The following is a 16883-nucleotide window of genomic DNA, read 5'->3' on the forward strand; positions in this document are numbered from 1 at the left end:
ACCCCCACATTCGCGACCATCAGTACATGACTGGACGAATTGCCATCAACGGCTTCGGTCGCATCGGCCGGAGCGTGCTGCGCGCGATTGTGGAGCGGGACGCGGATCTCGAGGTCGTCGCCGTCAACGACCTCGCCGGGCCGGCGGCGCTGGCGCAGCTGTTCAAGTACGACACGACGCTTGGTCGTTTCGGGCGGCCGGTCAGCGCCGAGGCGGACGCGCTGGTCGTCGATGGGCGCCGCATCCGCGCGCTGGCCGAGCGCGAGCCGCAGAAGCTGCCGTGGGCCGAGCTCGGGGTCGACATCGTGCTGGAGGCCACCGGCCGGTTCACCGCCGCCGACGCCGCCCGCGCGCACCTGGACGCCGGGGCGGAGCGGGTGCTCGTCGGCGCGCCGTCCGCGGGGGCCGACGTCACCCTCGCCTACGGGGTGAACACCGAGGCGTACGACCCGTACCGGCACACGATCGTGTCGAACGCGTCCTGCACGACCAACGCGCTCGCGCCCCTCGCGGCCGTGCTCGACGGGCTGGCCGGGATCGAGCACGGGTTCATGACCACGATTCACGCGTACACGCAGGAGCAGAACCTGCAGGACGGCCCGCACCGCGACCCGCGCCGGGCCCGCGCGGCCGGAGTCAACATCGTGCCGACCACCACCGGGGCGGCCAAGGCGATCGGCCTGGTGCTGCCGGGCCTGGCCGGGCGGCTGTCCGGCGACTCGATCCGGGTGCCGGTCCCGGTCGGCTCGCTCGTCGAGCTCAACGCGACCGTCGAGCTGGAGGTGAGCCGCGAGGCCGTCCTGGACGCCTACCGCGAGGCCGCGTCCGGAGCGCTCAAGGGCATCATCTCGTACTGCGACGAGCCCATCGTCAGCAGCGACATCGTCGGCGACCCGGCGTCGTGCATCTTCGACGCCGCGCTGACCAGGGTCGACGGGCGGCATGTGAAGGTCGTCGGCTGGTACGACAACGAATGGGGTTTCGCCAACCGGGTGGTCGACACCCTCACGCTGATGAGCGCAAAAAGCATCGCCTAGATCGCAAACGGTTACGGGGCGGCGGCCGTCGATGACCGGACGATGAGCTCGGGCTCGAACAGCTCCTCGTCCAGCGGGACCGGCCGCCGCTCGATCTGGGCGACCAGGGAGTTCACCGCGGCCACCCCGATCGCCGCGATCGGCTGGCGGACGGTGGTCAGCGGCGGGTCCATCATCGGCATGTACACCGAGTCGTCGAAGCCCACCACCGACAGCTCCTCCGGCACCCGCCGGCCCTGCTTGCGGGCGCCGCGGATGGCACCCAGGGCGAGGGTGTCGCTGGCGCAGACCACGGCCGTCGCCCCGGCCTCCAGCAGCGGCGCGACCGCGGTCTGGCCGCCCGCGATGGAGAACATGGTGTGCGCGACGAGCGTGCCGCCGAGGCGGCGGAACTCGGCCAGCTTGCGCTCCGAGGGCACGTGCCCGCGCGGCCCGACGATCAGGCCGATCCGCTGGTGGCCCAGGTCGCGCAGGTGGGCCATGGCCAGGTCCACCGCGACCGCGTCGTCGACCGCGACCCGGGGCACGCCCAGGTTCTCGTCGGCCTCGTTGATGAGCACGATCGGCAGCTTGCGGGCCCGCAGCGCCTTGGTCTGCTCGGGGCCGGCGTCGACGTAGCTGGCCGCGACGAAGATGATCCCGGCGACCTTGCGGGCCAGCAGCATCTCGATGTAGTGCGCCTCGGAGACCCCGTCGGCGGTGCGGGTGCACAGCACCGGGATAAGGTTGCGGCGCACCAGGGCGCCGGCCATCGCCTCGGCGTACGCCGGGAAGACCGGGTTGTGCAGTCCGGCAGCACCATGCCGACCAGGCTGCCCTGCTCGCGGCGGTGCCGGGTGGGGCGCTGGTAGCCCAGCACGTCGAGCGCGGTGAGCACCGCGTTGCGGGTGTCGGCGCCGATCCCGGGCACGTCGCGCAGGACACGGCTGACCGTCGCCTCGCTGTACCCGGCGTACTTCGCCACCTCGGAGAGCCTCGTCGTCACGGGAGCAGCGTACCCCGTCCGGCAAGAACCGTCGCTGGCCGCGCAAGAACTTGCGCGTTTTGCGGGTGGGGCGAGGGGTACCGGCGACGCCATGCGATTGCGGCGAAGCCACCTGGACAAACCCGGCCTCGGCCGGCGCCGCTCCGGAAAAGGGTTCACGTATCTCGACACCGACGGCAAGCCGCTGCGCGACGCCGGGGCCGTCGAGCGGATCAAGGAGCTCGTCATCCCGCCCGCCTGGCAGCACGTCTGGATCAGTCCCGACGAGCGCGGCCACATCCAGGCGATCGGGGTCGATGCGGCGGGGCGTAAGCAGTACCTGTACCACCCGCAGTGGCGCGAGCAGCAGGACCGGGTCAAGTTCGACCACGTCCTCGAGGTCGCCGAGCGGCTGCCCGGCATGCGCGACCGCATCCGCGCCGACCTCACCGGGGGCCGCGGGCTGAGCCGGGACCGGGTCCTCGCGGCCATCGCCGGCCTGCTCGACCTGGGCATGTTCCGGGTCGGCGGGGCCGCCTCGGCGAACCGCGAGGAGGACCCCTCCTACGGCCTGTCCACGCTGCGCCCCGACCACGTGCGCTGCAGCGGCGGCTGCGTGCTGCTGGAGTTCACCGGCAAGTCCGGGATCGAGCACGCCTCCGGCGTCGACGACGGCGAGATCTGCGCCGTCCTGCGCGAGCTGCGCAAGCGCCGCAAGGGCGAGGACCGGCTGTTCGCGTACTGGGACCCGGCCGCCCGCAAGTGGCACGAGGTGGACGCGGCGGAGATCAACGAGTACCTGCGCGACGTCAGCGGCGAGCAGATGACGGCCAAGGACTTCCGCACCTGGCACGGCACCGTGACCGCGGCCCTGGCACTGGACGAGGCCGGCCCGCAGCCGACGCAGACCAAGCGGCGCAAGGCCGTGGCGAGCGCCATGAAGGAGGTCGCCGAGAAGCTCGGCAACACCCCCGCCGTCGCCCGCGCCTCCTACGTGGACCCGCGGGTCGTCGAGGCGTACGAGGAGGGTGACACCGCCGGCACCGAACGGCAGGTCAGAGAGCTGCTCGACTCGGCCTGAACCCGTCGTGGTCCAATCGTGGGTATGGCCGGACTGACTGCGAGCTTGGACCCCGCGCGCCTGACCGTCGCCGTCGAGCGCGTCTTCAGCGTGCTGCGGCAGGGGAACCCGCCCAACGACATCAGCCTGACCGCCGCCTCCACGATCTGGCGGCTGCAGCGCGAGGGCCCGCGCAAGCTCACCGACCTCGCCCTGGCCGAGGGGGTCACCCAGCCCGCCATGACCCAACTCGTGCAGCGCCTGGAGCGCGAGGGCCTGGTCGTGCGCTCGGCCGACCCGACCGACCGCCGGGTCGTGCTCATCGAGGTCACCCCGGCCGGCATCGAGCTGCTGGAGCGCCGCCGGGCCGTCCGCGCCGAGCACCTCGCCGCGCTCATGCAGGACATGTCCGAGGAGGACCAGGCATTGATCGCGGCCGCACTCCCGGCCTTGGAACGCATGGCCGGGGATTAAGAGCGCAAACGGATCCACCGGTACCCGTAGCCGCTCAGCCCGATCCCGCGCACGTCCACCGGCCCGTCGTACGGCCCGTCGGCGGCGATGTCCACCGCCTGCGCCCCGTCGACGGCGTCCGGGCGGAGCCGCACCTCGCAGGGCTCGGCGGTCAGGTTGTGCAGGAACAGCATCCGGCCCTCCGGCAGCGTCGCGCGGTGCGCCAGCACGCCGTCCAAGCCCGCGTCGAGCACCTCGTGGTGCCCCCGCCCGACCTCCGGGCACTCCCGCAGCGTGTGCAGCATCCGCTCGAACCACACCAGCAGGCTTTTCTCGTCGCGGCGCTGGGCGGTCACGTTCACCGTCCGGAAGCCGTACGGGCCCTCGTCGATCACCGGCGCCACCAGCGCGGACGGGTTGGCCGTGGAGAATCCCGCATTCGCGGTGTCGGTCCACTGCATCGGGGTCCGGATCGCCTCGCGCTGCGGCAGCCGGAGGTCCTCGCCCATGCCGATCTCGTCGCCGTACCGGATGACCGGCGTGCCCGGCATGGTGAACTGCAGGCTGTACGCGAGCTCGATGCGGCGCCGGTCGTTGTTCAGCATCGGGGCCAGGCGCCGCCGGATGCCGCGGTCGTAGAGCTGCATCTCCGGCTCCGGGCCGAACGCGGCGAACACGTCCCGCCGCTCGGCCGGGGTGAGCCGGCCCAGGTCGACCTCGTCGTGGTTGCGCAGAAACGTCGCCCACTGCGCGTGCTTGGGCAGGTCGGGCAGGGCGGCGAGGACGTCGCGGATCGGCCGGGCGTCACACCGGGCCAGGGCGAGCATCATCGCCTGGTTGAGCCGGAACGCGAACAGCATGGTGGCCCGGCTGGCGGTGCCGTCGGCCTGCCCCACGTACTCGAGCAGCTCGTCGTTCTCGACGTTCGCCTCAGCGAGCAGGACGGCGTCCCCGGCCCGCCACGACACCGCGTCGCGCATCTCGCGCAGGAACGTGTAGTCGGGCCCGCCACCCGCGACCCGGTCCACGAGAAACGGCGCGGCGTCGATGCGGAACCCGGACACGCCGAGGCGCAACCAGAACTCCGCGATTTTGAAGATCTGCTTCTGTACTTCCGGATGGTCCGTGTTCAGATCCGGCTCGCTGCGATAGAAGCGGTGCCGGTACCACGCGCCGGCGCCCTCGTGGAACGTCCACGTCTCCCGCTCCGCGCCCGGGAACACCTGCCCCTCCCACCGATCGGCCGGCTCGGTGTCGGACCAGACGTAGAAGTCCCGCCGCGGCGACCGGGACCCGGCGCACGCGGCCTTGAACCACGGGTGCTCGTCGCTGGTGTGGTTCACCACCAGGTCGAGCATCACCCGCACCCCGCGCTCGGCGGCCTCGCTGAGCAGCAGCGCCATGTCGCCGAGATCGCCCAGCGAGGGGTCGACGGCGAAGTGGTCCGTCACGTCGTACCCGCCGTCGCGAAACGGCGAGGGATGGATCGGATTGAGCCAGAGCGTGTTCACTCCGAGCCGCGACAGATAGTCCATCCGGTCGATCAGCCCCGGCAGGTCGCCGATCCCGTCCCCGTCCGAGTCCTGGAACAGCCGCACATCGACGGAGTAGATGACAGCATTGCGGTACCACCGACCGGCCATGCCCAGGCGTGTTCCCCCACGGGCATCGAAAGCAAACGTTTGCGCTGGGTTTCCAGGAGCGGTGGGGGAGCTCCGCTCGGGTGCTCCGACGGGCGGCACAACGTCAGGTCGGCCTCGCGTTCCGCGCCCGACCGGCCGATGTGATGACGTCCGCTGTCACGGCGCGGTGGCGTGGTGGCTTGGTGGCGTGGTGGCTTGGTGGCGTGGCGGCATGGCGGTGTGGGCACGACCGTTCTCGCGGCCGGCTCGAGCGGGTTGCCCGACGACCACGCGGCGGGGCGTTGGCGCCGGCGTCGCGGGACAGCGGGCGGTTGTCGGGCCGGTGACGGCAAACGTTTTCCTCAGGCGAACGCGGTGACCATCTGCGGTGCCAGGTCCACGGTCTCGCCGCGCAGGATCGGGGTGACCTCGGCCGGGACGTGGGCGGTGACCGTGGGCTGCAGGAAGTTCGACAGCGGGTCGCGGAAGACGCCGTAGTCGTCGTAGTGGATCGGGATCACCCGGTCCGGGCGGACCAGGTTGGTCAGCGCCACGCCGTCGCGGGCGTCCATGGTGACGAGCGCGCCGAGGACGCGGGTGCCGCCCAGGTGCAGCAGCATCGTGTCGATGTCCGGGAAGCGGCGGGGGATGTCGCGCAGGATGCGGCGGTTGAAGCGGGTGTCGCCGCTGATGTAGAGGCGCAGCCGGCGTACGCCGTCGACCTCCCAGTCCAGGATGCTGCCCATCGTCGGCGGCATGGCCAGGTGCACCCCGGTCGGGCCGTGCCGGGCCGGGACCGCGGTGATGTGCAGGCGCTCGCCGCCGCGGTGCAGGACCACGTCGTCCCACGCGCCCAGGCCGACGGCGTCCTCGAAGTGCCACCGGCGCAGCTGCCGGGCCGCCTGCACGGTTGTCAGGACCGGGATGTCGCGGGGCAGGTGGCGGCGGGCGACCCGGTCGAAGTGGTCGCCGTGCAGGTGCGACAGGACGATCCCGTCCAGCGGCGGCAGGTCCTCGGGGCCGAGCGCGGGTTCAGTGAGCCGGCGGCTCCACAGCCCGTGCCCGAGGTACGCGCGCTGCCCCCGGTGCAGAAAGTTCGGGTCGGTGAGCAGCGTGAACGAGCCCAGCCGGAGCAGCACGGTCGCGGTGCCGATGAACGTGGCCGAAGTCTCCATCAGACCCCACTACCCGCGTATCCGGACCCGACACGACTTCATCCGGCGGGTAGGCCGCTTTCCCGACGTGTGCGGGGGCTCTGGGTTGCACGGCACGGCCTCATCCGCCGGGTAGGCCGCTTTCCGCGACGTGTGCGTGGTCTCTGGTCTGTTTCCCAACGTGTGCGGGGCTCTGGGTTGCGCGGCACGGCTTCATCCGGCGGGTAGACCGCGTTCCCAGCGTTTGCGGCGCTCGTCCAGGGTTTGCTCCCACCACGGGGTGCCGCGTTCGCCGAGGGCCTCCTTGGCGGCCTGGACGCGGGCGCGCGCGGGGGCGGTGTCCTCGCCGGCGCGCTTGGCCCGGCCGACGTCGCGGCGCGCGGACATGAGCACCTTGCGCAGTTCGGCGGCGACGTCCTCGGGGATCGCGGGGTCGGTCGCGCGCCAGCGGCGGCCCTTGATGACGACGTACCGGCCGTCCTCGGTCATGGCGGGCTCTTGGTGACCTGGTGCCGTTTGTTGCCGGTCGTGCCGGTCGTTGTCGGTCATCGGGGCGCTCTGAGCAGTTCGGCCGTCCTCGGTCATTGCGGGCTCTTGGTGACCTGGTGCCGTTCGTTGCCGTTCGTTGTCGGTCATTGGGGCGCTCTGAGCAGTTCGGTGGTTGTGGTGTGGCCACCTGACTCGGCCCACTCCAGGGCGGTGTGGCCGGTGCCGCCGTCCTCGCGGCGGGTGGGGTCGGCGCCGGCGGCGAGCAGGGCTCGGACCGCGGCGTCGTGGCCCCAGCAGGCGGCGGCGCACAGTGGCAGGCCCTCGTCGCCGGTGCCGCTCTCGGCGTCCGGGTCGGCGCCGGCCGCGAGGAGCAGTTCGATGGCGAGGGCGCGGTTTTGGACGCTCGCACGGTACAACGGCGTCGTTTGGCTCCTGTTGGGAAGGCTCGGGTCGGCGCCGGCGCGCAGGATGGCCGCGACCTGGCCCGGGGTGCCGAACCCGGCGGCGACGACGAGCCGGTCCTGCAGCTTCTTGCGGCGGCGGCGGTTCATGTCTGCGTCCAGGTGGTCCGGAGCCGGTCGTGCAGCTTCTTGCGGCGGCGGCGGTTCATGTCTGCGTCCAGGTGGTCCAGAGCCGGTCCAGGTAGCGGCGCAGCTCGTCGGGGGCGGCGATCCAGCCGCGGTCGGTGTACTCCAGGATGCGCCGCACCTCGCCCGGCACCAGGTCCCACGCCGTGGCGCCGGACTCGGGGACCGGTGTGGCGGGCGGGACCGCAGTGGGCGCCGGGAGCAGCGGGACGTGCAGGCCCCGCCGCTCGCAGGCGCGCAGGACGGTGAGGTACGCGCGGGGCAGGTGGTACGGCGACACCGCGAGCGCGAGGGCCGTGATGCCGTGCGCGTCGACCTGGCCGGCGAGCCACTCGGCCTGGACGGCGGTGTGCGCGGCCGGCACGGGCTGGATCCGTACGCCGGCGGTGCGGCGCAGGCCGAGGGCGCGCAGGGTGTCGAGGGTGACCGGGGCGCTGGTGCGCTCGGCCTCGTTGGTCGTGGCGATGAGCAGGTGGCGGCGGCCGGGATTGGCCTCCCAGTCGGCGATCGCGTGGGTCAGCCGCCAGGTCTCGCCCTGTCCGGTGAGCACGGCGAGCCCCTCGGCCCGCTGGGCGGCCGCGGACGGCAGGGTGAGGATCATGGTGACGGCGCGCAGGACGTCGAGCAGCCGGTCGGCCGGGTACGCCGCGAGCGCCTCCGCATCCACCAGTCGCGAGATCGACATGGGCACGACCTTAACGGCTGTTTTCACGTATTTAGGGCCGCCGTCTCCGTGATGGTCGCGGCGATGTGGGCGAGCAGTTCCGGCGAGGCCACGACGCGCGGCTCCGGCTCCTCCGCAGCCACCAGTCGCGAGATCGACATGGGCGGAGCCTTCACGGCTGTTTTCACGTATACAGGGCCGCCATCTCGGCGATGGTCGCGGCCATGTGGGCGACGAGTTCCGGCGGGGCCACCACCCGCGCCTCCGGGCCGAGCCGCAGGAGTCCGGCGGCCGCGTGGGGGAGGTTCTCCAGCGGTACCGTCGCCTCGCACCATCCGTCCGGGCCGGGCTCTCGCAGCGTGGCGCGGGCCTGGCGGGTCGCGCGCGGGCCGAGCACCTCCGGCAGCGCGGCCAGGCCGGCCGGGGAGAGGCGCACCACGGCTTCCCCGGCGGCGTCGGCGCGCTCGTAGCGGTCGACGTGGGTGCGCCAGAACTCGGCGAGGTCGAAGCCGGGCGGGCGGGCGAAGGTGTCCGGCAGCGGCTTGAGGGACTTGATGGAGGCGACGCGGTACGTGCGCGGGTCGCCCTTGCCCTGCGCGACGAGGTACCAGACGCCGGCCTTCAGGACCAGGCCGAGGGGGCGCAGGCGGCGGGTCACCTCGGCCGGTTCGGGGCTCCAGCGGCGGTACCTGATCTCGATGCGCCGGTCCTGCCACAGCGCCTCGGCCGCGGCGACGAGGTGCGGGACCGTGTCGGGTTCGCGGTACCAGCCGGGTGCGTCGAGATGGAAACGCTCGCGGATTCTGATCGATGCGTCACGGTACGGCGTGGGCAGCGCCGCCATCAGCTTGAGCTCGGCCGCGGCGACCTGCGCGCCGAGTCCCAGTTCGGCCGCCGGTCCTTGCATGCCGGTGAGGAACAGCGACTCGGCCTCGTCGGCGGTCAGTCCGGTCAGGCGGGTGCGGTACCCGTCGATCAGCTCGTATCCGCCGTCCGGCCCGTGCTCGGCGTAGATCGGGACACCGGCGGCGGCGAGGGCTTCGACGTCGCGGTACACCGTGCGGGGCGTGACGCCGAGCTCCGCGGCGAGCCGGGTCGCGCTCATCCGGCCGCGGTTCTGCAGCAGCAACAGCAGGGAAACGAGCCGGCTCGCGCGCATGGGGACGAGTCTGACTGATGAGTCTGACAGAAGATGTCAGGGGTGGGTGGCGACGATGGGCGCGTGAACGACTTCGACTTTCTCTTCGGAACCTGGAATGTCGTCAACCGCCGCCTGCGCACGCTGTTCGCGGGGGCCGACGACTGGTACGAGTTTCCGGGCCAGGCAACCTGCCGCCCGATCCTCGGCAACGGCGGAAACCTCGACGAGATCGAGTTTCCGACGCTCGGCAGCAGCGGCCTGACCCTGCGCCTGTTCGACGTGGAGCGCAAGACCTGGTCGATCTACTGGGCCAGCAGCCGCACCGGAACACTGTTTCCGCCCGTGGTCGGCACGTTCGCCGACGGACGCGGCGACTTCTACGGCGACGACGTGCACGAGGGGCGCCCGATCCGTGCCCACTTCATCTGGTCGCACATCACCGCCGACTCCGCCCGGTGGGAGCAGGAGTTCTCCGCGGACGGCGGGGCCACCTGGGAGTACAACTGGAGCATGCAACTGACCCGTGCGTGAAAACGGCTGTATCAGGGGACGGGTCCGCGCATCCGGATGGTGACAATGCACATCGCCATTCGGGAAGGGGGCCCGTCATGGGCCAGGTCGTCTTCATGAGCCCCGAGGACATCACCGCCGCGTACCTCTCGCCGTTCGGGCCGGAGCGCGGGTACATCTACGACGTCACGATGATGGCGCACTGGCTCGAACTGCAGATGAAGCCCGGCACGGTGCTCGTGCCGTTCGCCGCCGAGGAAGCGGTCGACGAGTCATTCGCGCCGCCCGAGGTCCCGGCTCTGAACCGGGCGCAGTGGGCGGTGCTGGCCACCAGTGCGACCGTCGATGCGCTGCTCACCCGGCAGCAGCTGGTCGCGCAGCTCGAACCGGACGCGGCCAAGGCGGTGACGGCGACGAACGCGGCCGAGCTGCAGGCGTTCACCGACGGCATGCTGGGCGCGACCGACGGCCGGCTCGGCTCGCCGGTGGGGGACGGGGTCACGCCGTACCCGGGGCGCACGATCGTCGTCGTCATCAACGGGCACGTGGTCGTCATCCCGATCCCGCCGCACTGGGAGGAGGACGGCGGCGTGCTCGACAAGCAGGAGCTGGTCAGCGTGGCCGTCCGGCTGCGGGCCGCCGCGCTGTCGCCGGCGGCGGGGGAGCTGCGCGAGGCGTTCACGGCCGGCGCGGACCGGGTGTTCGCGGAGGTGGCGGCGCGGGGGTGAATTTGCTTACCGGGTGACGAACGGGGTAGTTAACGCCGGTATGAGTTCAGACGGTTTGAGTCCACTCCAACCTCGGCGTCCCGGCTCGGCACCGCCGTCCCGGCCGGTCGATCCGGCGCCCAGGAAGCCTGCTGCCGAGGAGCAGAAGCCCGACAAGGTCCGCGGGGGCGGCTGAGCCGGTCTCCTGATCCAGGGCCTGTCCGGTCTCATGATCCGGTCTCCTGATCCGGTGCCCATCCGGTCTCCCGATCCAGGGCCCGTCGGCTCTCTTGATCCAGGGCCCGTCCGCTCCGCACCGGGTGTGGTGGCCTTTTGTCCACCTCGCCCTGCGGACGGGCCCGACCTGGCTCGCGCGAGCTCGCCCGTCGTCGCGTTTCCGGCGTGCGTCCGGCCCGTCTTGCGAGCCCGCTCCTGCTCGTGCGGCTCGCGTTTCGGGCGCGTTTGCCCGCGCGTTCGGCCTCTTTGCCGGCCGGTTTCCCGGAGCGCGCGGCATCCTTGCCGGCCGGTTTCCGCGAGCGTTCGGCATCCTTGCCGTCCGGTTTTCCCGCGCGTTTTCCGCCGCACGTCCGGCTCGCGTTGTGGCGGCGAGGTCTCGGCTCGCGTCGCGTCGGCGGAGTCTCGGCGCGCCTTGCGGCGGCGGGGTCTCGGGTCGCCCTACGGCGGTGGGGTCTCGGCTCGCGTGCGGGCATAGATGATCCGTCTGCGGGTATGCGTTGTGCATGGCTGCAATCAGGAAGCGCTCCGGCACCCTTGACGCCGCCGAGCGCAACAGCATGTCGGACAGCACGTTCGCGTTTCCGCGGCTGCGTAAGGAGCCGCTCAACGACGCCTCGCACGTGCGCAACGCGATCGCGCGGTTCGATCAGGTTCGCGACGCCAGCGACGCCGAGCGCGACGAGGCGTTCAAGCGCATCAAGCGCGCCGCGAAGCGCCACGGCGTGGAGATGACCGAGTCCAGCTGGCGGGAGCTGGGCAAGCCGAGCCGCACCATGAAGTCCTCGGACAAGCCGCGCACCCCGACGAAGTCCGTGCGCAGTCAGCCGCGCGCCGATCGGTCGCGCGACGAGCTGTACGCGGAGGCAAAGCGGCGCAACATCAAGGGTCGTTCGGCAATGAACAAGTCCGAGCTGGTCCAGGCACTCGGAGGCCGCTGACGTGGCGCGCCCCCGGATCGTCATCGTCGGTGCCGGATTCGCCGGATACCAGGCGGCCCGCACGCTGCTTCGCCGGTCCCGGGGCGCCGCCGAGGTCGTGGTGGTCAACCCGACCGACTACTTCCTCTACCTCCCGCTGCTGCCCGAGGTGGCCGGCGGCGCCCTCGACCCGCGCGACGTCAGCGTGCCGTTGCAGGACACGCTTCCGGGTGTACGCCTCGTGCTCGGAGAAGTCGATCGCGTCGACCCGCACGCTCGCATGGTGTCGTACACGGGGCCGGAAGGAAACAAAGGAAACCTCGGGTACCACCGGCTGGTCCTGGCCGCCGGCAGCGTCACGAAACTGCTGCCCATCCCGGGTGTGGCCGACCACGCACACGGTTTCCGCGGCGTGCCGGAGGCGTTGTACCTGCGCGACCACCTCATCCGCCAGATTGAGCTCGCCGACGCGGCCGAGGACCTGGCGGAACGCCGCGCGCGGATGACTTTCGTGGTGGTCGGGGCCGGGTACACCGGCACCGAGGTGGCCGCCCAGGGCCAGCTGCTCACGGCCGCGATCGCCGCCCGCCACCCGCGCCTGCGCGACACGCCGCCGTGCTGGCTGCTGCTGGACACCGCCGAGCAGGTGCTGCCCGGCATGGACGCACGCATGGCCGCCGGCGCCGACAAGGTGCTGCGCGGACGGAGCATCGACGTCCGGCTCGGCACCTCGGTGCAGGAGGCGACGGCCGAGGGCGTCACGCTCACCGACGGCCGCCGCGTGCTCTCGCGCACCCTCATCTGGTGCGTCGGCGTACGCCCCGATCCCGTCGTCGAGAACGCCGGCCTACCGATGGACGAGGGCCGGGTCCGCGTCGACGCGCACCTGCGGGTGCCCGGATTCCCGGACGTGTACGCGTGCGGGGACGGCGCCGCAGTGCCCGACCTGCACAATCCGGGCCGCTACACGCCGATGACCGCCCAGCACGCCGTCCGGCAGGGACGGGTGGTGGCGCACAACATCGCGGCGTCCTACGGGATCGGGCAGCTACGCCGGTACCGCCATCGCGACCTCGGCTTCGTCGTCGACCTCGGCGGTTGGCAGGCCGTGGCGAACCCGCTGCACGTGCCACTGTCGGGACCGCTCGCGCGGGCGGTCACGCGCGGCTACCACCTCACGGCGCTGCCCTCCAACCGGCTGCGGACGACGGCGGACTGGCTGTTCACGGCAACGACGTCCCGGCCGGGGATCTCGCTGGGCCTGGTCGACAAGAACGCCGTTCCGCTCGACACCGGCGCTCCGGAACTCGCGGACCGCACTTCGAGCTGACTCCAAGCTCTGCCCACCATCATCCTGGGTGAGGCCGGGGCGACCCGGGCCGAATTAGCGTCGGTGGTATGTCGACGACCGCCAACACCATCGCCGTCATCGTGCTCGTGCTCATCGTCGTGGCCGCCGTCGCGGTCGCGGTGGGGCGCTTCCGGCGTTCGAAGGAACTGCGCCGGCGCTTCGGGCCCGAGTACGATCGCGCGGTCGAGGAGCAGCCCAACCGCCGTGCCGCCGAGCGCGATCTCCGCCACCGGGAGGAACGGCACGACCGGCTGGAGCTCAAGGATCTCGACCCGGGGCAGCGCCAGGTGTACGCCGAGCAGTGGCAGCAGACGCAGGCCCACTTCGCCGAGGAACCGCAGGCCGCCACCCGGGAGGCCGACCAACTCGTCACGCGGGTGATGGCCGAGCGGGGCTACCCGACCGAGGACTACGACACGCGGGTCGAGGACCTGAGCGTCGAACACGCCGAGACCATCGGGCACTATCGCGAGGCGCATGAGATCAGCCAGTACAACGAAAAGGGTCTTGCTTCAACCGAGCAGTTGCGCCAGGCGCTGATGCACTATCGAGCACTCTTCGCCGACCTGCTGGGCGACGGCGGCGGGCGCGGCCGACCCGCCACCGGACATTGATGATCTACTGGAGCGCATGAGCGACTTGCGCGCGCTGATCGCCGGTTGGGAACAGGGCTGGGCGGCCTCGCGTGACCTGCCCGCCGCCGAGCATGCGGGCGGCGGGTTACGCGTTGACAGCCGGCAGTTGGGCCGTGACACAGAGTACTTCGCGCTGGACGACGACCCCGCCGTCCTGTCCGGCCTGGCGTCGCGGGTCCTGGCCGAGCCGGGCGCCACCTGGCTGACGGTGCCGACCACGGACCCCGACCGCGCCGCTGCTGCCCTCACCTCGGCGGGCCTGGTGCTGCTCAGGACGTCGGAGCAGATGATGACGATCGATCTGCGCACGCACCCTCGGCCTGCCGTCCCGCCAACGTACCGCCTGGTGCTCGAATCCGCCGACGCCCGCGTGTCGGTGGCCGTGTTCGGCTCCGGCGACGCCTGGGCCGCGCGCGGTCACGCGGGTCTGGCCGGCCGCATCGCCGTCGCCGACAGGATCCTCACCGGCCCCGACCACCGCCGGCGGGGCCTGGCCGCCGCAGTGATGGGCGAACTGGCCGCCGCGGCTGTTGAACGGGGCGCCGACCAGGGCATTCTCGTCGCCAGCGAGGAAGGGCAGCGGGTGTACGGCATGTTGGGCTGGACCCCCGCCGCCCAAGTCCTGATCGCGGCGCGCCCGGGCACGCAGTACCCCGACTGAGTTCGCCGGTTCGCGCAGGATTGCGACCTCGCCTTCGTATATTGCGACCGAAGGATCACTGTCGGTAGCGACGTACGGGGGTCGGGGGAGCCGTGAAGGTATGTCGACAATCGGTGACGGCTCTGCTCGTTTCCGTGATGGCTGGATTCGCGGCCGTGACCGTGGCAGCCCCGCCCGCCGCTGCGGCCGATGGCCGTCACCCGTACGTGGTGGCGTTCTACCAGCCGCCGGCGCAGACCGCGGTGGGCGTACCGACCGCGCTGGGCATCGCCGTGATCAACCCGACCGGGGCGAGCGTGACGTTCGCGTTCACCGCGACCCTCCCGCCGCACATGCGGGTGGCGGACCTCGGCCGGGAGATCGCCCAGAGCCCGTGCGTGACCGCGAGCTCCGCACCGGCCGGCGGGAGCACGGTGGCCGCCGCCGGAACCGCGCAACCGACGCTCGGCCTCGAGGGCTGCGGCGTCATCGTCCCGATCGTCGTCGACGCGCCCGGCACATACCCGGCGACCGGCATCTCCCTCAGCCACGCGACGAACGTCCCGTCGCAGATCACGGACGTCGGCGCGATCGGCAACTGCGAGCCGTGCGCACTGCTGGAAACGTCCCTGACGGTGACGCCGCCGCTGACCGCGCAGACGATCACGTTCGGACCGTTCGGGGCCGTGTCGCTGTCGGCCGCGACCACGGCGCTGTCCGGCTCCGCGACGTCTGGTCTGCCGCTGACCTACATCACCCGGAGCCCGGCGATCTGCACGGTGCGTGGCGATACGGTCAGCCTGCTCGCCCCTGGCACGTGTACCGTTACCGCGCTGCAGCAGGGCGACCTGACCACGTACGCGCCGGCTCAACCGGTCACGACCTCGTTCGCGGTGGTCCCGCCGGCTTGACCGCGCTGGTCATGACCTCGTGCGCCGTGGTCCCGGCGGCTTGACCGCGCCGGTCACGGCCTCGCTCGCCGCGTTTCGGGGTGGCTGTGGCGGACACGCTCTGTGACCGGAGCCGGATTACCGGTATTACGATTACCGGTAATCCGATAATTCGATAATCCAGCGGACGTTCCGACGGGCTCCGTGGGGTTGCGAGAGTGGCGGAGATCCTGGCCACCGGGCCGGGCGACGCGCCGCCGGCAGGGGTTTGGGACAATCTCACGGTGTCCGCGCCTACCACACCCCAGCTCGCGCCGCCGGCAGATCCGCCGCGCCGCCGCCGGCGATGGGTACGGCTCGCGGTCATCGCCGTCATCGTCATCGTGCTGTCCGCCATCGGCCTGCACGGCCGCCTGCCCGCGCCGCACGAAATCCTGTCCGCGCTGGCCGGCGCCGACTATGGGTGGATTGCCGTAGCCGTCCTGCTGCAGGCCGCCTCGATCGAGTCCTTCGCCCTGCAGCAGCGCCGCCTGCTCAACAGCCTCGGCGCCCACCTGACCCGCGGCCACGTCATGGCCATCACTCTCGCCGGCACAGCACTGTCGATCTCGATGCCCGCGGGTCCGGCGGTGTCGACGGCGTTCACGATCCGCGAGTACCAGCGCGGCGGCGCCACCCGCGAAGCGTCCGCCGCCGCCGCGATCGTCTCGGGTCTGGCCTCGATCGGCGGTCTTGCGCTGCTCTATGCGGGGCTGGCCTTCGCGCTGCTGGCCCGCAATCCGGACGGCCTGCTCAACTGGCGGCCGCTGGCCGTGGTCGTCGCCATGGCGCTGGTCACCACCGCGGCCATCATGGCCGGGCGCCGCTTCGCCCGCCGGCCCGACCCCGCCCCGAGGACCGGCTCTACCGCGAGCACCGGCTCTACCACGAGCTCGAACGGCGAGCCTGGCACCAGTCCGAACGCCACGTCGACTGCGGGCCCGGCCGGCGGAACAGATTCGGCTCTCGGCACCGCGTCGAGTGAGAGCCTGGATTGCGGTCCGGGTGCCGGCTCCGGCCTGAGCACCGCGTCGAGCGCAAGCGTGAATGGCGGTCCCGGTGCTGGCCCCGGCCTGAGCACTGCGTCGGGCGCGGCTCTGAGCGGTGGGTCGGGCGCGGCTTTGAGCGGTGGGCCGGGTGTGGCTTTGAGTAGCGGACCGAGCGTCGACCTGAGCGCCGAATCGAGCGCGAGCCCGGGCGACCAATCGAGCGCGGAACCGGTTACCGAGGATGTTGCCGGTAATCGTGTGACCCGGGCGCTGCGGTCGTTGCTCCGCTCGGCCGGCGAGGCGTGGCGGTCCGGCGCGGAGCTGAAGGCCGGCGACTGGGTGTTCGCCCTGGTGTACGCCACCGTCAAGTGGCTCACCGACGTCCTGTGCCTAGTCGCGGTCGGCGAGGCCCTGCACCTGCCGGTCAGCGTCGCGGGCATGGCGACCATTTACCTGAGTGTGCAGATCGTCCGCCAGGTCCCGCTCACCCCCGGCGGCGTCGGCGTGGTCGAGGCCGCCCTCATCGCCGGCCTGACCGCCGCCGGCGCCACCGGGGTCGGAGCCGCTGCGGCCGTGCTTGTGTACCGGGTGCTCTCGACCTGGATCCTCATTCCGATCGGCGGCATCGCGGCAGTCGCACTACGCCGCCAGCGCGAACGCATCTGAGCCGGCCGCCAGCGCAAGGACGGCACCGGTTCGCTGGCCGCCTTGTGGACAGGCCGCCGGCGCAAGGACGGCACCGGTTCGCTGGCCGGCTCGCAGACAGGACGCCGGCGCAAGGACGGGACCGGTTCACG

Annotated in this window: 18 protein-coding genes and 1 pseudogene; 11 read left to right on the top strand and 8 right to left on the bottom strand. The window is 71.9% G+C overall.

Annotation, left to right across the window (positions count from 1 at the left end; translation table 11 throughout):
• The first annotated feature begins 26 nt into the window (after positions 1-26).
• Entirely contained in the window at positions 27-1037 is a 1011-nt protein-coding gene (gene gap / locus ACQP00_RS24745; protein WP_433222911.1) for a type I glyceraldehyde-3-phosphate dehydrogenase, read from the top strand.
• Between the two features lie 11 nt (positions 1038-1048).
• Here the strand turns inward: gap and ACQP00_RS24750 are convergent, their stop codons facing one another.
• Together ACQP00_RS24750 and ACQP00_RS24755 are read right to left on the bottom strand one after the other, a co-directional pair.
• The gene (locus ACQP00_RS24750; RefSeq protein ID WP_433222912.1) at positions 1049-1789 is read right to left on the bottom strand and encodes a substrate-binding domain-containing protein; all 741 of its coding nucleotides are present in this window, start codon (positions 1787-1789) and stop codon (positions 1049-1051) included.
• A 152-nt stretch (positions 1790-1941) separates the two neighbouring features.
• Positions 1942-2115, bottom strand: a pseudogene (locus tag ACQP00_RS24755) (hypothetical protein); the annotation flags it as partial.
• Between ACQP00_RS24755 and ACQP00_RS24760 the strand changes: the two are divergent.
• Both ACQP00_RS24760 and ACQP00_RS24765 read left to right on the top strand, forming a co-directional pair.
• Positions 2114-3082 (top strand): DNA topoisomerase IB, encoded by a 969-nt coding sequence (locus ACQP00_RS24760; protein WP_433222914.1) that lies wholly within the window; start codon positions 2114-2116, stop codon positions 3080-3082. The pseudogene ACQP00_RS24755 and the gene ACQP00_RS24760 sit on opposite strands and share 2 nt — an antisense overlap.
• A gap of 24 nt (positions 3083-3106) precedes the next feature.
• Positions 3107-3535 carry a MarR family transcriptional regulator gene (locus ACQP00_RS24765; protein WP_433222916.1) on the top strand — a complete coding sequence of 143 codons (429 nt, stop codon included), beginning with the start codon at positions 3107-3109 and terminating at the stop codon, positions 3533-3535.
• On the opposite strand, the gene ACQP00_RS24770 is transcribed toward ACQP00_RS24765, so the two are convergent.
• From ACQP00_RS24770 to ACQP00_RS24795, 6 genes are all read right to left on the bottom strand, one after another.
• A complete protein-coding gene (locus ACQP00_RS24770) occupies positions 3532-5157 on the bottom strand; it encodes an alpha-amylase family protein (protein WP_433222918.1) in 1626 nt (541 codons plus the stop codon). The two genes, ACQP00_RS24765 and ACQP00_RS24770, sit on opposite strands and share 4 nt — an antisense overlap.
• Before the next feature lie 341 nt (positions 5158-5498).
• Positions 5499-6311, bottom strand: coding sequence for an MBL fold metallo-hydrolase (locus ACQP00_RS24775; RefSeq protein WP_433222920.1), 813 nt, complete (start codon positions 6309-6311; stop codon positions 5499-5501).
• A gap of 192 nt (positions 6312-6503) precedes the next feature.
• Complete coding sequence (locus tag ACQP00_RS24780; protein WP_433222922.1) at positions 6504-6779, bottom strand: hypothetical protein; 276 nt, start codon at positions 6777-6779, stop codon at positions 6504-6506.
• A 143-nt stretch (positions 6780-6922) separates the two neighbouring features.
• Positions 6923-7330: an ankyrin repeat domain-containing protein gene (locus ACQP00_RS24785; protein ID WP_433222924.1), complete on the bottom strand. Its 408-nt coding sequence runs from the start codon at positions 7328-7330 to the stop codon at positions 6923-6925.
• A 55-nt stretch (positions 7331-7385) separates the two neighbouring features.
• Positions 7386-8051, bottom strand: coding sequence for a hypothetical protein (locus ACQP00_RS24790; protein ID WP_433222926.1), 666 nt, complete (start codon positions 8049-8051; stop codon positions 7386-7388).
• Between the two features lie 163 nt (positions 8052-8214).
• Positions 8215-9189 (bottom strand): helix-turn-helix transcriptional regulator, encoded by a 975-nt coding sequence (locus tag ACQP00_RS24795; protein WP_433222928.1) that lies wholly within the window; start codon positions 9187-9189, stop codon positions 8215-8217.
• Between the two features lie 63 nt (positions 9190-9252).
• On the opposite strand from ACQP00_RS24795, the gene ACQP00_RS24800 reads away from it, so the two are divergent.
• The 8 genes from ACQP00_RS24800 to ACQP00_RS24835 all read left to right on the top strand — a co-directional run bounded on the left by ACQP00_RS24800 (position 9253) and on the right by ACQP00_RS24835 (position 16752).
• Entirely contained in the window at positions 9253-9702 is a 450-nt protein-coding gene (locus ACQP00_RS24800; protein ID WP_433222930.1) for a hypothetical protein, read from the top strand.
• A gap of 77 nt (positions 9703-9779) precedes the next feature.
• Positions 9780-10409, top strand: coding sequence for a hypothetical protein (locus ACQP00_RS24805; RefSeq protein WP_433222932.1), 630 nt, complete (start codon positions 9780-9782; stop codon positions 10407-10409).
• Positions 10410-11128: 719 nt separating this feature from the next.
• On the top strand, positions 11129-11563 hold the full coding sequence (locus ACQP00_RS24810; RefSeq protein ID WP_433222934.1) for a DUF6582 domain-containing protein: 435 nt from the start codon (positions 11129-11131) through the stop codon (positions 11561-11563).
• 1 nt (position 11564) lies between these two features.
• Positions 11565-12872 (top strand): NAD(P)/FAD-dependent oxidoreductase, encoded by a 1308-nt coding sequence (locus tag ACQP00_RS24815; protein ID WP_433222936.1) that lies wholly within the window; start codon positions 11565-11567, stop codon positions 12870-12872.
• Between the two features lie 68 nt (positions 12873-12940).
• Positions 12941-13507: a hypothetical protein gene (locus tag ACQP00_RS24820; RefSeq protein ID WP_433222938.1), complete on the top strand. Its 567-nt coding sequence runs from the start codon at positions 12941-12943 to the stop codon at positions 13505-13507.
• A gap of 16 nt (positions 13508-13523) precedes the next feature.
• A complete protein-coding gene (locus ACQP00_RS24825; protein WP_433222940.1) occupies positions 13524-14189 on the top strand; it encodes a GNAT family N-acetyltransferase in 666 nt (221 codons plus the stop codon).
• A 155-nt stretch (positions 14190-14344) separates the two neighbouring features.
• On the top strand, positions 14345-15079 hold the full coding sequence (locus ACQP00_RS24830; protein WP_433222942.1) for a hypothetical protein: 735 nt from the start codon (positions 14345-14347) through the stop codon (positions 15077-15079).
• A gap of 263 nt (positions 15080-15342) precedes the next feature.
• On the top strand, positions 15343-16752 hold the full coding sequence (locus ACQP00_RS24835) for a flippase-like domain-containing protein (protein WP_433222944.1): 1410 nt from the start codon (positions 15343-15345) through the stop codon (positions 16750-16752).
• The last annotated feature ends 131 nt before the right edge of the window (positions 16753-16883 follow it).

This window comes from Dactylosporangium sp. CS-047395 (assembly GCF_050942185.1).
In the GTDB taxonomy this organism is placed as follows: domain Bacteria; phylum Actinomycetota; class Actinomycetes; order Mycobacteriales; family Micromonosporaceae; genus Dactylosporangium.

Bases quoted from the DNA above. Each gene is read 5' to 3' on its own strand.
- ACQP00_RS24775 (WP_433222920.1), bottom strand. From the start codon at position 6,311: ATGGAGACTTCGGCCACGTTCATCGGCACCGCGACCGTGCTGCTCCGG.
- ACQP00_RS24790 (WP_433222926.1), bottom strand. From the start codon at position 8,051: ATGTCGATCTCGCGACTGGTGGATGCGGAGGCGCTCGCGGCGTACCCG.
- ACQP00_RS24820 (WP_433222938.1), top strand. From the start codon at position 12,941: ATGTCGACGACCGCCAACACCATCGCCGTCATCGTGCTCGTGCTCATC.
- gap (WP_433222911.1), top strand. From the start codon at position 27: ATGACTGGACGAATTGCCATCAACGGCTTCGGTCGCATCGGCCGGAGC.
- ACQP00_RS24760 (WP_433222914.1), top strand. From the start codon at position 2,114: ATGCGATTGCGGCGAAGCCACCTGGACAAACCCGGCCTCGGCCGGCGC.
- ACQP00_RS24750 (WP_433222912.1), bottom strand. From the start codon at position 1,789: ATGGCCGGCGCCCTGGTGCGCCGCAACCTTATCCCGGTGCTGTGCACC.
- ACQP00_RS24770 (WP_433222918.1), bottom strand. From the start codon at position 5,157: ATGGCCGGTCGGTGGTACCGCAATGCTGTCATCTACTCCGTCGATGTG.
- ACQP00_RS24765 (WP_433222916.1), top strand. From the start codon at position 3,107: ATGGCCGGACTGACTGCGAGCTTGGACCCCGCGCGCCTGACCGTCGCC.
- ACQP00_RS24795 (WP_433222928.1), bottom strand. From the start codon at position 9,189: ATGCGCGCGAGCCGGCTCGTTTCCCTGCTGTTGCTGCTGCAGAACCGC.
- ACQP00_RS24780 (WP_433222922.1), bottom strand. From the start codon at position 6,779: ATGACCGAGGACGGCCGGTACGTCGTCATCAAGGGCCGCCGCTGGCGC.
- ACQP00_RS24825 (WP_433222940.1), top strand. From the start codon at position 13,524: ATGAGCGACTTGCGCGCGCTGATCGCCGGTTGGGAACAGGGCTGGGCG.
- ACQP00_RS24785 (WP_433222924.1), bottom strand. From the start codon at position 7,330: ATGAACCGCCGCCGCCGCAAGAAGCTGCAGGACCGGCTCGTCGTCGCC.
- ACQP00_RS24805 (WP_433222932.1), top strand. From the start codon at position 9,780: ATGGGCCAGGTCGTCTTCATGAGCCCCGAGGACATCACCGCCGCGTAC.
- ACQP00_RS24810 (WP_433222934.1), top strand. From the start codon at position 11,129: ATGGCTGCAATCAGGAAGCGCTCCGGCACCCTTGACGCCGCCGAGCGC.